A 13,049-nucleotide genomic window follows, 5' to 3' on the forward strand; every position below is an offset into this window, starting at 1 on the left:
AATGCAGTTTAAATATACATTCAGAATACTTGCCGTTATTACATGCACCGCTATGCTGGCGGCCTGTGTCAAGGAAGATAAATGCCGTGAGGGATTTGTGCCTAAGGTAACCGTTAACAGTCCTACACTGGGCGATACGCTGCGCCTCTCTGTAGAGGAAGTGGATGGCGCTTATACCGCCTATCGCTGGCATGGCCCCAACCATTTTGTATCAACAGAAAGAGAGCCGGTCATCAGGCAGGCCACTGCTTTGCACAGCGGCCGTTATACCGTAGACGTTATTACTGAAGGCGGCTGTATCTATACCGCTACCACAGATTCTGTAGTAGTAAAAGATGCGCAGGACCATAGTTGTAACCTGGGGGTGAATACCATTGCGATGGACAATACCTACAGCTTTTATGACGTGGACGGCGTCCTGATAGACGACCTCTACTACATGACCGGTAATGCTGCCGGGGCCTATGTAACGATGAAATTTAACAACGGAGGCAGTGGGCTTACTCCCGGTGTTTATACTACTGCACCTATCAACACTTCATTTGGCCTGGGATATGTAAGCGTAAGGTTTAACTGGTGGAATGCGGGAACAGACTGGATGGCAGACAGCGGTAACAAAGTATATGTTTCGGTAAGCGGAGGCAAAATCAGCGTTACCTTCTGCAATATGTCTTTCCATACCATGGATGGCCAAACCGCCGGACAGGGAAGCCTGTACCTGGTGTATCCCTAGCTTGTAGTGATTACGGACGTTTACTGTCCTTTATCGGACATATTTACAGGCATCGCGCTTTTAAATGACTGATAATCATCGCGCTTCTTAATTGGCATGTTTTTACCTCCACTGGTGGGTAACTTGCATCGGCCATGATAAAGAACTATTTAAGGATCGCCTGGCGGAATTTGGTCCGCAATAAAGCTTTTACCACCATCAATATACTGGGGTTGGCGCTGGGCCTGACCTGCAGCCTGCTCATCATGCTCTGGGTACAGGATGAGCGCAGTGTGGATGGGTTTCACGTGCACGGTAAGCAATTGTACCAGGTATACGGGCGCTGGAAGTACGATGGCAAGGTAGACGCCAACTACTATACCCAGGGCCTGCTGGCGGATGAGCTGAAAAGAGTGATCCCGGAAGTGGAATACGCCAGCAGCCTGGAACGCAGCTGGAGCAATACTTTTCAGGCGGGCAGCACTATCAGCAAGATGAACGGCGGCTCTGCGGGTGCGGATTTCTTTAAAATGTTCAGTTATCCCTTATTGCAGGGCACTCCTGAAGCAGCCCTCAATGCACCGGGCGGTATCGCCATATCGCGTAAAATGGCGGAGTTCTTTTTCGGCAGCGCAGAGAAGGCGCTGGGTAAGCCTATCCGTTTTGAAAACAGGCAAGACCTGACTGTGACTGCGGTGTTTGAGAACCTCCCAGCTAATTCATCCCTGCAGTTTGATTTCTTAAGGACCTGGGTAGATTATGTGAAGGAGAATCGCTGGGTAAATAACTGGTCTAATACCAGTCCGCTTACCATGGTACAGCTGCGGACAGACGCCAGGCTTGCCAAGGTACAGGCTTCCATCAAAGATTTCATATACCGCTATCAGCGCAGGGATCCCGCTACCATCAACGAGCTGGATCTGCAACCTTTCCCGGAAACATACCTGCATTCCAATTTCAAGAACGGGAGCATTGATGGAGGGCGTATTGAATATGTGCGCCTCTTCAGCATTGTGGCAGTGTTTATATTGCTGATCGCCTGTATCAATTTCATGAACCTGGCTACCGCACGCTCTGCCAAGCGCGCTAAAGAAGTAGGCGTGCGCAAAGTGGTAGGGGCTTATCGCTCTTCGCTGATCCTCCAGTTCACCGGGGAGGCACTAATGATCACTGCACTTGCCATCGTGTTGGCAGTGATGATGGCAGCCCTGTTACTGCCCGCGTTCAACCAGCTTACAGGCAAACAGTTATCGCTACCGCTGCTGCAGCCTATGTTCTGGGCCGTACTGGCCGGATTGCTGCTGGTGACCGGGTTGGTGGCAGGCAGCTACCCTGCATTGTTCCTGTCTTCACTGCAACCGGTGCGTGTATTAAAAGGCGGATTGAAGTTTAGCCGGGGCGCATCCTTTTTCCGTAAAGGCCTGGTTGTTTTCCAGTTTGCGCTTTCTATCATTCTGATGGTCGGTATGGTCGTGATTTATGAACAGATAGATTATACGCAGACCACTAACCTTGGTTACAACAGGGAGAACCTGCTGTATGTTCCGATAGAAGGAGACCTGATCAATAAATACAAGCTGTTTAAAGAAGAAGCGCTCAATATGCGTGGTGTGCTCAGTATTTCGAGGATGAAAGAATCTCCTACGGTGATTGGCCATCACATAGGAGATGCAGCATGGGAAGGAAAAGATCCGGCGCAGACGGTGTTCTTTGCCGATGCTGTAGTGGGATATGATTTCGTGAAGACAATGGGCCTGCAAATAAAAGAGGGCCGTGATTTCTCCCCTGCATATGGAACGGATTCCACCAGTTACCTGATCAATGAAACGGCGCTGAAAGTAACAGGATATACGGATCCTATCGGTAAGACGATGGTGTGGGGTAACCGTCGGGGACAGATCATCGGGGTATTAAAAGATTTTCATATCAACTCGATGTATAAAGAAATCGAGCCGCTGATCATCCGGCTGGATGAGCAGCAGAAATGGGGCAATATCCTGGTACGTGTACGTGCGGGCAAAACAAGGGAAGTGCTGGCGGGGCTTGAAAAACTCTGCAAGACATTGAACCCGCAGTTTCCATTCTCTTACCAGTTTTCTGATGAAGAATATGCCAGGCTTTACGAGAGTGAACGGGTGGTCAGCAAATTATCCAACATCTTTGCGGGGCTGGCTATTTTCATTTCATGCCTGGGCTTATTTGGATTAGCCACCTTCTCTGCAGAACAACGTACACGCGAAATCGGCGTGCGTAAAGTGATGGGGGCAACGGTGAGCAATATCTTCACGCTGTTATCTGCCAGTTTCCTGAAACCCGTTGCTATTGCCATGTTCCTGGCATTCCCGGTGGCCTGGTATGCAATGGACCGCTGGCTGCAGCATTTTGCTTATAAGATCAGCCTGCAGTGGTGGATGTTTGCAGCGGCAGGTTTGCTGGCCATTATTATAGCTATGCTAACGGTGAGCTACCAGAGCGTAAAAACGGCGCTGATGGATCCTGTAAAAAGTTTGAGAGTAGAGTAGATCTTAGCTGAAGAGCTGTTCTGCTGCTGTCATTCCTTTTGCCAGCATTCCTTTCATCTCTGCAGGATCGAATACGAGTCCGCCCATACCGCCGCCCAGCGGGGCATCCGGCCGGATGATGTGGATGGTGAGCTCCTGCTTGCCGAGAAAAGGATTAGCGCCCGGCACATCGAAATACGCATCAATATCTTTTTGCGGGATACCTGCATCTTTCATTTTCTTTTTCACATCATCTATGTATTGCAGTGCGCGATTGTACAGCAGCGGTACCTGCACATCGTTCACCGCTACATCGTTGGTGAACCAGCCGATGGTTTGCTCTAAGATATCGAATGTGCTGGTGAAGCGCTGGTTGCTGGTTTCCGCTGTTTCAGGTGTGAGCAGGATGGCATAGATCTCTGTAGCGCCGTTGTCTATTGCCAGTTGGATGGGCGCATATTCACGCAGTCCGCCGTCTACAAACTGCCGGGGCTTCTCTGTCAATGCTGAGATTTCGATAGGCGGCATGAACACGGGCTGACAGCAGGAGGCAAGCACGGCTTCGCGTAGTGTTTGTCCGTCGCTGATCTTGACCACATCATAACCACTGTTAAGCATGGGCATACCACTGGTGCTGAAATAGGTGATACGGCCGGTTTGCAGGCATACCGTAGTAAGGAATAATTCTTTTTTCAGGGCGGCTAATTTTTTAAAGCGCTCATCCGTATAGACGGTAGTGATCTGCCGGGCCAGGGGAGATGCATCATAAAGTGAATTAGCGCGTACAAAACGGTTGACGATGTTCCCGGTAAGAATGATATCCTCCGTGGTTTTGGTGGTATACAGTTCTTCGAGCAGGGCCATTTCGCCGAGGGCTACCAGTGGCAGCATCAGTGAACCGGTACTGGTGCCGCAGAAGGTATCAAACTTTATATCAGGACGGTTTTCCGCGAGATACTTGATCACACCAACAGCAAAGGCGCCTTTGGAGCCGCCTCCGCTCACTACTAAAGCTGTTTTTGCCATAACCGTTTATTTTATGCCTTCAAAAGGATTTTCTGATGGTTTCTTTTGGAACAGGTTAATACCCAAGCTGGCCTGTAGCCACCATGTATTTAAATGATAATCGCGTAATGCTTTTAATGAGAACGTGGCCAGTTGTCCTGCTTCTGCCGTGAGGCCGCCACCAGCCAGGCGCTGGTCTTTGGTGCCCCAGAGGTGCTCTGCCACCAGCTGTATATTGAGTATGGTGCTGTACAGTACCTTTGGTTTGTCTGTAAGCATCAGCGCCAGTCTCGGGCCGGCTGTACCATAAAAACGTTTGTTCGTATAGGCGCCACCGGCGGCGGCTCCGGCGCGAAGCCGGCCTTTGATGATCGTGTACTGCGGTGCGAAAGTAAGACTGCCAAGGTAGAGATCGGGTGTGTGGTCAAAGGCGGTGACGGCGCCCTGCCCCAGCTCCAGGGGAAATACCCAACCCTTCGGAAATTCCTGCGCGGCCGCGCTGGAAAAGGATAGTGATCCGGTTAACATCATGCACCATAAAAGGCGCCATTTCTGGGGAAATTTCATGTATAAAAGTTAGCGAAAATTTCCCGTTTTCCGGCTTACTTATTCTAATATTTCACACTGAAATCCGTGCTCCCGCACAAAGGAGATCATCGTGTATTCATCTACCGTCATACCGGTGATACGCAGCACTTTATCGCAATCTTCCAGGTCTACATAACAGGTACTTACATCAAAATGATCTTGTATGGCGCTGATCATGTACTGTCTGTCCTCACGGGTAGCTATATTGGTTTTAAAGATACCTATCATAGCATAAGGTTCAGTATGGTTAAGAATGGCGTGTAGCATAGTCGTATATTTTTACTGTTCTCCGCTTGTTGTTGTGCCGGGTGTTTCTTTTTTATCTTCCCAGAAACCACCGCCAAAGCGCTGACGGCAGCGTTCTCTCATTTCCATCATTCTTTGGCGTTCTTCCGGCGTCATGGATTCCATGCGGCGGCGCATCTTGTCTTTCCAGTCTCTTTTCCATCCGCCATGGTGGCCGTGCCAGCCAAATAATAATTTGCCGAGCAATAATAATCCCAATGCCTGCCAGAAGGTAATGATAGGGCCATGGAAGAGGCAGGGTATCAGCCAGTTCCAGAGGCTCATTACTACAAATCCTATTACGGTGAGGAACAGTATACCTAAGACAATAAATTTAAGTACACCTAATCCTGGTTTGCGTCTCATGATATCGACAATTTACTTTTGTTAGTTGTTTAATAATTCCTGGTACAATTCCGCCAGCCTTTCCCGCAGGTATAATACGGCATAGCGTTTACGTGACAACAGTGTGTTAATGGACAGCCCGGTCTCGGCAGACATTTCCTTGAATGATTTGCCGGCTATTTCGTGCTGCAGGAATACCTCCCGTTGTTCGGCCGGTAGTTCGTCTATGGCTTCCATGATGGTTTCAGAGAGCATTTTCCGCAACATCGGCGTATCTGCCCTGGCAGAAGGGTCGGCTAATATTTCCGACAGGAACAGTGTTTCTTCTCCTTCAAACTCCAGCGTATTGTCGGAAAAGGTAGTTTCGCGTTTTTTACGGAACCAGTCGGTGATCTTGTTCCGTGTTACGGCAAACAACCACCCGGTGATAGAATCTATCTGGCTGCCTAACCTTAAATACTCGGTGAACTGGTAGAACACATCCTGTAAAATATCTTCCGCATCCGCTACATTATTTACCCGTTGCCTGATAAAATGTAACAAACGCTTGCGCTCCTTCTGAACGGTCTGCTGTATGCGCTCGTTTTGTTCTATGGCCATAGATGTTTTTGTAAGGAGCAACTCTTTCATCTTAGTTAGGAAGACGAAGGAATTAGCATGATATTTTACCGACCTCAAAAAAAATTGGTTTGAGGTTTGAGGTCTGAGGTCTGAAGTTCGTTGGAGGTTGAAGGTTAAGGACTTGTAAGAAAGCTTGTATCTAAACATCTAACTTGCAACTAACCTCAAACTTCAAACCTCAAACCTCAAACTTTTTTAAATTTACATATGTCACACGATCATTCTCACGCCCTCCCCGCTGGCAGTGTTAACCTGAACAGGGCCTTTATCTGGGGAATTGTGTTGAACCTGGGCTTTGTGGTAATAGAGTTTGTAATAGGATTTTTCACTGATTCCCTGGCACTTATCTCAGACGCCGGGCATAATCTCAGCGACGTAGCCAGCCTGGCGCTGTCGCTGCTGGCTTTCCGCCTGGCGCGTATCAAGCCCAATACGCGTTATACCTACGGGTATCGCAAAAGTACCATTTTGATCTCTCTATTGAATGCCCTGATCCTGCTGCTGGCAGTGGGAGCGATTGGCTATGAGGCAATACGGCGATTCAACCACCCGGCGCCGGTGCCCGGTGGTACCATGGCGATCGTAGCGGCTATCGGTATCGGCGTGAACGCCGCCTCCGCCTTCCTGTTCTTCCGGGATAAGGAAAGCGACCTCAATGTAAAGGGGGCTTATCTGCATTTACTGGCTGATGCGCTGGTGTCTCTGGGCACCGTGATCGCCGGCCTTATTATAATAGGTACGGGTTGGTACTGGGTAGACCCGCTAGTGAGCCTGCTGATCATCGTGGTGATCATTGTCGGCACCTGGAACCTGTTGCGGGATAGTCTGCGCCTTTCAATGGATGCCGTGCCACCCGGCATTGAAATGGACCGGATCAGGGAAGTAGCCCTGAAGATTCCCGGTATAAAAGACATTTATCATATTCACGTATGGGCCATGAGCACTACCGAAATCGCCCTTACGGCGCAGGTACTGGTCAGTGAACAACTCGGGAAGGAAGCCGTATCCCGGCTGAAGAAAACCCTCCGCCATGAGCTGGAGCACCTGGGGATCAATCATATTACGTTGGAAACGGATGCAGGGGAAAAAGAAGAGAATATTCCATTATAGCTTGGAAACACGGGAAATTTTACTAAATTGGAATAGTATTTCGCAAATCGTTAGAACCCTCAAAACCAGTAGCTATTCCATTTTTATAATTATTTATTCACCCTCAAACCACCATCTTCTATGGAATCCCAAGTTAAATCCCCTGTTAAAGCGCAGGCATTGGACCTGCAGAAAGCCGTTCATTATGCAAAATTAGTCAATCTTGCAGATGCCGTTTACCATCTGGGCGCTACTATGGTGCCGTTGGTATCCAGGAAACCGGAAAACCTGGCCAACCCTTCGTCAGGCGTATATGAAAAGATCTGTAATGACCCAAGCTACGCGGCGGTTGTAGACGTTGATTTCCTGAAAAATTACAACCTGTTGTACAACGTGCAGATGAATGACGATACGTTGATCGGCATTCAGCTGGCTTACTTTGGTTTTGTAGCGCAGAACAAAAATTCACCCTACAACTATGTAATGGCCATCCGCGGCACGGAAGCGGCGGTTGAATGGTTCGATGATGGACTCCTGAATCCATTGCCCTTTAAAGATGTTACAAATGGAGGGAACGTAGTTGCCGGTTTTTTAGCGCTTTTCGAATCAGGCCTGCTGGTTACACCTCCAGATGTAAAAAATCATACTTTACCACTCCTCAAATTAAAGGATGTAGCCGCAAACCCAACCTGGGCCATGCCGGATGCAGGTAACGTACCCCTGGTGATCAGCGGTCATAGCCTGGGATGCGCCCTGGCCACCTTGTACGCTATCTCTACTGCTAACAATTCCGGCGGTAAATGCGGAGAACTGACTGTTTATACTTACGCTTCGCCCATGGTAGGGGATCAGACCTTTGCCGACACCTACAACAAGAGCGTGCCGGAAAATTACCGGATCTGTAATATCCAGGATAAGATCCCCACGCTACCGATATGGCTGAACGGTTTGAGTAATGAATATGTACAGGTAAACGGCGAATATCCGATCGATTCATCGAAGTACCCGGAAATATATCATAACAAGGATAACGACCAGGACAGGGAAAAGACCGACGGATGTGCCCACGTTTTGCCTACCTACCTCTATATACTGGAAAAACTGGCCAGTATGAGCCCCAACCAGGATATGCTGAATGCGATGGGTTGTGGTTGCCTGTCAAAATAAAAAAGAAGTAAGCTCAGGGAAGAGACCGGCGTTTGGATTTATTGTAAATTCACGCCGGTCTTTTCGAAAAGGATACCCACTCACTCTCCGTATTGTCGGTCAAGGAACTTCCATCCTGTCGGAAAGGGAGCCCTTGTGTTATTTTAACTGCTTTATCCCTGGGATATCCTTGCAGTATCCTTGCTCTATCCTTACAGTATCCTTGCTCCCTGTCACTTTTGTTAAAATAGTATCACAATTTCACCGCCACCACATACTTCTCCTTAAAATACTCTTCCTGGAAAAGTTTATAGATCTCCACCATACTCGGGCGGCATCCGCTTTCTGAGATCTCCTGGGTAAGGTCCCCTCCCTTCAGGCAAATCAATCCGCCGGGGCGGCCTTCCGGGCCCTTTTTCAGCAGGGGCTTGCTCCATTTCCAGAGATCGCCCAGGGGAGCCACTGCCCTGGAAACCACCAGGTCGAACTTACGGTGCTTAATATCTTCCACGCGGCTGTGGGCGGTGGTCACGTTTTTCAATCCAAGGCCTTCTGCTACGGCCTGTACCACTTTGATCTTTTTACCGATAGAATCTACCAGGTGGAATTTCACTCCCGGGAAGAAGATAGCCAGGGGAATACCGGGGAAGCCCCCGCCTGTGCCCAGGTCCAGCACCTGCAGGTTATCCGGCAGCTCTACCGTTGCGGCAATGGCCAGGGAATGCAGCACATGTTTTTCGTACAGGCTGTCGATATCCTTGCGGGAGATCACATTGATCTTTTCATTCCATTCGCGGTACAAAGCGTCCAGCGCTGTCAGCTGGTCCAGCTGCGCTGGTGTAAAATCAGAGAAGTATTTGAGGATGATGTCCATGTTATGAAAGCAGTTAGCTACCAGCTTTTAGCAGTTAGCTAAAAGACTAGTAGCTATAATATTTTGAACCGCGGGCTAAAAGCTAACAGCTAGTAGCTAACAGCTGTTTCTTCTACCAATGATTTTTAGTCTTGAAAAATAAAGCCGGCGTGAAGATAATGTAATACAGGCACATAAAGATGTCCATCAGCCAGGAGAACTTGAAGAGGTCGGACTCATCGAGCTTGCGCAGGGCAAAGAAGAAGATGATGGATTGTACCAGCATTTTGGCGCCGAAGATGATCAGCACATACTCCATCAGTGGCCAGTAGAACAGGCTTACAATGAAGGCCGGGTAGAAAAGGAAATGTGAGAGAGAGAACAGGCCCAGCAGCAGTTTATGGCCAAAGCGGTAATGCTTGCCGGTGCTCATATGCCGGGTTTTCTGGCGGAACCACCTGCTCCAGTTGGTCTTCGGTTCAGAATAAGTAAAAGCCTGTTTGTCTATCACTACCGCCACGTTCTGCGAATTGCCTGCGCTGTTCACGAACAGGTCGTCATCGCCGGAGGCCAGGTGCTGGTGGTTGGTGAAGCCTTTGTTCCGGAAGAAAAGCTCTTTCTTATAGGCCAGGTTGCGGCCTACCCCCATGTAGGGAATGCCTGCCAGCGCAAAAGACAGGTGCTGTATGGCGCTGAAAGCCGTTTCATAACGGATCACCTTATTCAGGAAACCGGGCTTTTTATGATAGGGGCCGTAGCCCAGTACAATTTCTTTTCCTTCTTGGAAGCCCTGGCTCATGATAGACAGCCAGTTCACGCTGGCCGGGCGGCAGTCTGCGTCGGTGAGCAGGATATGCTCGTGCTGCGCGCCTTTAATGCCAATGGACAGCGGGTACTTTTTACCAGGAATGAATTTGGCAGCCTGTTTTAGCTCAATATGACGGTAATGCGGGTACCCGGTTTCTATGGAACGCAGGTAGTACTTGGTATCGTCCTCAGAATTATCATTCACCACGATCACTTCATAGTCCGGTTGCTGAATGGAGCCGTAACGCTGCTGCAGCACCGTAGGCAGGTTCTTCTGCAGGTTCAGTTCCTCATTCTTGGCGCAGATGATCAGGGAAAAAGGATGATCCGGTGTACCGTCGCTCTCGAACTTGCGGCGGTAGAACGCTACTCGGGAAAAGAATACCAGGTAGTAGAGCACCTGTATTCCGGCAATAGTAGCAAATACATAGAAGGTTATTAAACCCAGGCTTTCCGACATATGAGGACAAATATATATGTTTTTTGATTATTTGTACCTGCATTGGGGATAAAAAGATAATGTGAAATTTTCATTTTCATTAGCGTATCCGCAGCCGCCAGCCGGCGGACATATTCACGCATTCCGTTACCTTTGCCCCTGTTTTATGAAATTTGACCTTCTTTCTACAGATAGTAACAGCCGTGCCCGTGCGGGAATTTTAACCACGGCCCATGGCGCCATAGAGACGCCCATTTTTATGCCGGTGGGCACGGTAGGCAGTGTAAAAGCCGTTACCCAGGAGCAGCTGCGCAGCGATGTACAGGCGCAGATTATCCTCGGGAATACTTATCACCTGTACCTGCGCCCGGGCCTGGAAGTATTGTCAGCTGCCGGGGGACTGCACCGCTTTAATGGCTGGAACCGCCCGATCCTTACAGACAGTGGCGGTTACCAGGTGTTCTCCCTGGCCGCCAACCGTAAAATAAAGGAAGAAGGGGTGGTATTTCAATCGCATATTGACGGCAGCCGCCACCTGTTCACGCCTGAAAGCGTGATGGACATTCAGCGTACTATCGGGGCCGATATCATTATGGCCTTTGACGAATGTCCGCCTTACCCTTCAGAATATCACTATGCCCGCAAGTCGATGGAGCTGACGCACCGCTGGCTGGACCGTTGCATCAAACGTATGCAGGAAACGCAGCCGGCCTACGGCCATGAACAGACGCTGTTTCCCATTGTACAGGGCAGCACCTATAAAGATCTGCGTACCATCTCTGCTACCGAGATAGCGGCCCGCGAATGCGCCGGTAACGCCATCGGCGGCCTTAGCGTGGGAGAGCCGGAGCTGGAAATGTATGAGATGTGCGGCCTGGTATGCGACATTCTCCCGGTAGATAAGCCCCGCTACCTTATGGGAGTGGGCACCCCCTGGAACATCCTGGAGAATATCTCGCTGGGCGTGGATATGTTTGACTGCGTAATGCCCACCCGTAACGGGCGTAACGGCATGCTGTTCACCTGGCAGGGCGTGATCAATATCAAGAATAAGAAATGGGCCACCGATTTCTCTCCCGTGGATGAAGAGACCCAGTGCTTTGCCAGTAACCATTACAGCCGGGCATACCTGCGCCACCTGTTTGCTGCCAGCGAAATACTGGGCATGCAGCTGGCCAGTATCCATAACCTGGCGTTCTACCTGCAGCTGGTGAAAACCGCGCGTGAGCACATCATGGCAGGTACCTTTGCGGCGTGGAAAACGGGGATGGTTAAGCAGCTGCAGACGAGATTGTAACTGAGTTGTCAGTTGTCAGTCGTCAGTTTAAAGAAACGTGAAATTTTTAAACTCCAGCCAATCACTGACGACTGACAACTGACGACTGACAACTTATTATTACTATATTGCCTGCGCAAAAAAATATCGATGACAAAGATCGACTGGTATATACTACGTAAGTTCATAGGCACCTTCATTTATTCCCTCATGGTCCTGCTGATCATCTCAGTAGTGATCGATATTACGGAAAAGGTGGACGACTTCATGAGCAACAACCTCTCGCTGAGGACGATCGTGGTAGATTACTATTTTGGCTTTATCCCGCATATCGCGGCCCTGCTGTTCCCTTTGTTCATCTTTATATCCGTTATCTTCTTTACCTCCAAGATGGCGTACCGCACGGAGATCATCGCCATCCTGACCGCAGGCGTGAGCTTCCGGCGTTTTATGCGCCCTTACGTGATAGGCGCTTTCCTTTTCGGCGGCATCCTCTGGCTGGGCAACCGCTGGGTAGTGCCAAATGCCAACCGCATCCGCACCACTTTTGAAAATACTTATATCAGATCGCGCGACGCGGGGCAGACCCAGTATGACCGAACCATCCGTGTAGACAGCTTTACATACGTAACCTTCGCCACCTATGACCCGAATTACAAGAGCGGCAGCGGCTTCGTGATGGAAAGGGTAGAAGGGCTGAATATCACCTTCAAGTTAAGGGCCGACCGCATCCTGTGGGATTCTGTGTCTAACAGCTGGAAACTGGATTATGTTTCCATGCGCCGGATCAAAAACCTGAAGGAAACCTGGTGGAACAAACAGGATACTATCCTGAAGATCCCGCTATCTCCCAAGGAAATGGTGGAAGAGCGTAATATCCAGGAAGCCATGACCACGCCTGAGCTGAACAAATTTATTGCCCGGGAAGAACTGCGTGGGGCAGAAGGCCTGAATATCTACTATGTGGAAAAATACCGCCGTACCTCCTCCGCGGCGGCCGTCGTGATCCTGAGCCTGATCGGCGCCATTATCGCTTCCCGCAAGATCAGGGGCGGGAGCGGCCTGCACCTGGCCCTGGGCATCGTGATCAGCGCGTCCTATATTATCTTCCTGCAGTTTTCTACGGTGTTCTCTACCAAAGCCAACCTGGACCCGATGCTGGCCGTATGGATTCCGAACTTTATCTTCGGAGGCCTGGCCGTTTGGCTGTACATGAGAGCGCCAAAGTAAAAGTCGTTAGTAATCAGTCATTAGTCGTTAGTTAAAAATTCACATTTCTTTAATATTCATATTTTCTCCCTCTACGGGCTTTATAAATGCCTGTAACGCAAGTGTTTGTATTTACTAACGACTAATGACTGACGACTAGCGACTGCCAAAAA

The 13,049-nt window shown here is 49.5% G+C and carries 13 protein-coding genes; 6 read left to right on the forward strand and 7 right to left on the reverse strand.

Going from position 1 to position 13,049, the window contains the following annotated elements; genetic code table 11:
* Window positions 1–52 precede the first annotated feature (52 nt).
* Together ACR9Y8_RS22750 and ACR9Y8_RS22755 are read left to right on the forward strand one after the other, a co-directional pair.
* Window positions 53–733, forward strand: a complete 681-nt coding sequence (locus ACR9Y8_RS22750; protein ID WP_481215551.1) for an immunoglobulin domain-containing protein — start codon at window positions 53–55, stop codon at window positions 731–733.
* A 134-nt stretch (window positions 734–867) separates the two neighbouring features.
* Window positions 868–3,234 (forward strand): ABC transporter permease, encoded by a 2,367-nt coding sequence (locus ACR9Y8_RS22755; protein WP_481215552.1) that lies wholly within the window; start codon window positions 868–870, stop codon window positions 3,232–3,234.
* Between the two features lie 3 nt (window positions 3,235–3,237).
* Here ACR9Y8_RS22755 and ACR9Y8_RS22760 read toward each other — a convergent pair whose 3' ends face one another.
* From ACR9Y8_RS22760 to ACR9Y8_RS22780, 5 genes are read right to left on the reverse strand one after another with little or no spacing between them, the layout of a single operon-like run.
* Window positions 3,238–4,239 (reverse strand): patatin-like phospholipase family protein, encoded by a 1,002-nt coding sequence (locus tag ACR9Y8_RS22760; RefSeq protein WP_481215553.1) that lies wholly within the window; start codon window positions 4,237–4,239, stop codon window positions 3,238–3,240.
* A gap of 6 nt (window positions 4,240–4,245) precedes the next feature.
* A complete protein-coding gene (locus ACR9Y8_RS22765; protein ID WP_481215554.1) occupies window positions 4,246–4,785 on the reverse strand; it encodes a hypothetical protein in 540 nt (179 codons plus the stop codon).
* 39 nt (window positions 4,786–4,824) lie between these two features.
* Entirely contained in the window at window positions 4,825–5,073 is a 249-nt protein-coding gene (locus ACR9Y8_RS22770) for a hypothetical protein (protein WP_481215555.1), read from the reverse strand.
* 12 nt (window positions 5,074–5,085) lie between these two features.
* Window positions 5,086–5,457, reverse strand: a complete 372-nt coding sequence (locus ACR9Y8_RS22775) for a hypothetical protein (RefSeq protein WP_481215556.1) — start codon at window positions 5,455–5,457, stop codon at window positions 5,086–5,088.
* Between the two features lie 21 nt (window positions 5,458–5,478).
* On the reverse strand, window positions 5,479–6,036 hold the full coding sequence (locus tag ACR9Y8_RS22780) for an RNA polymerase sigma factor (protein ID WP_481215557.1): 558 nt from the start codon (window positions 6,034–6,036) through the stop codon (window positions 5,479–5,481).
* 228 nt (window positions 6,037–6,264) lie between these two features.
* Between ACR9Y8_RS22780 and ACR9Y8_RS22785 the strand changes: the two genes are divergently transcribed.
* Together ACR9Y8_RS22785 and ACR9Y8_RS22790 are read left to right on the forward strand one after the other, a co-directional pair.
* Window positions 6,265–7,167, forward strand: a complete 903-nt coding sequence (locus ACR9Y8_RS22785; protein WP_481215558.1) for a cation diffusion facilitator family transporter — start codon at window positions 6,265–6,267, stop codon at window positions 7,165–7,167.
* Window positions 7,168–7,287: 120 nt separating this feature from the next.
* On the forward strand, window positions 7,288–8,313 hold the full coding sequence (locus ACR9Y8_RS22790) for a lipase family protein (RefSeq protein WP_481215559.1): 1,026 nt from the start codon (window positions 7,288–7,290) through the stop codon (window positions 8,311–8,313).
* A 232-nt stretch (window positions 8,314–8,545) separates the two neighbouring features.
* Here ACR9Y8_RS22790 and rsmG read toward each other — a convergent pair whose 3' ends face one another.
* Window positions 8,546–9,166 carry a 16S rRNA (guanine(527)-N(7))-methyltransferase RsmG gene (gene rsmG, locus ACR9Y8_RS22795; protein WP_481215560.1) on the reverse strand — a complete coding sequence of 207 codons (621 nt, stop codon included), beginning with the start codon at window positions 9,164–9,166 and terminating at the stop codon, window positions 8,546–8,548.
* A 112-nt stretch (window positions 9,167–9,278) separates the two neighbouring features.
* The gene (locus ACR9Y8_RS22800; RefSeq protein ID WP_481215561.1) at window positions 9,279–10,412 is read right to left on the reverse strand and encodes a glycosyltransferase; all 1,134 of its coding nucleotides are present in this window, start codon (window positions 10,410–10,412) and stop codon (window positions 9,279–9,281) included.
* A 145-nt stretch (window positions 10,413–10,557) separates the two neighbouring features.
* Here ACR9Y8_RS22800 and tgt point away from each other — a divergent pair, with 145 nt between their 5' ends.
* A complete protein-coding gene (gene tgt / locus ACR9Y8_RS22805; RefSeq protein ID WP_481215562.1) occupies window positions 10,558–11,688 on the forward strand; it encodes a tRNA guanosine(34) transglycosylase Tgt in 1,131 nt (376 codons plus the stop codon).
* Window positions 11,689–11,817: 129 nt separating this feature from the next.
* Window positions 11,818–12,897: an LptF/LptG family permease gene (locus ACR9Y8_RS22810; protein WP_481215563.1), complete on the forward strand. Its 1,080-nt coding sequence runs from the start codon at window positions 11,818–11,820 to the stop codon at window positions 12,895–12,897.
* The last annotated feature ends 152 nt before the right edge of the window (window positions 12,898–13,049 follow it).

This window comes from Chitinophaga sp. SVR4-12A, from assembly GCF_056754765.1.